Genomic DNA, 360 nt, shown 5'->3' with positions numbered 1-360 from the left:
CTTGGCGGTCATGGCAATGATCACCTCAACGGCGGTAACGGCAATGACCAACTTCACGGTCAATGGGGTCACGACGACATGCATGGCCTAGCGGGGAATGACGCCCTCTACGGCTGGACAGGTAACGATACCTTGCGTGGTGGCGACGGCAATGACCACCTTGATGGCCAACAAGATAATGACACCATTTATGGTGATAATGGCCACGACACCTTACTGGGTGGTGCGGGTAATGATTACCTCCATGGTGGCAACGATAACGACAAACTCTACGGTCAGGACGGTAATGATGTCCTCGTAGGCGGTCACGGTAACGACCACCTTGACGGCGGTAATCATGACGACAAACTCTACGGTCAA

The 360-nt window shown here is 53.6% G+C and carries 1 protein-coding gene; it reads left to right on the top strand.

Annotation, left to right across the window (positions count from 1 at the left end; translation table 11 throughout):
- The coding region (locus LRP50_RS25570) for a calcium-binding protein (RefSeq protein WP_274167196.1) at positions 1 to 360 on the top strand (360 nt) is incomplete at both ends.

This window comes from Enterovibrio gelatinilyticus, assembly GCF_028683095.1.
Lineage (GTDB): Bacteria > Pseudomonadota > Gammaproteobacteria > Enterobacterales > Vibrionaceae > Enterovibrio > Enterovibrio gelatinilyticus.
The sequence above is the reverse complement of the archived record's forward strand: the minus strand, read 5'-3'. Positions and strand labels throughout refer to the sequence as shown.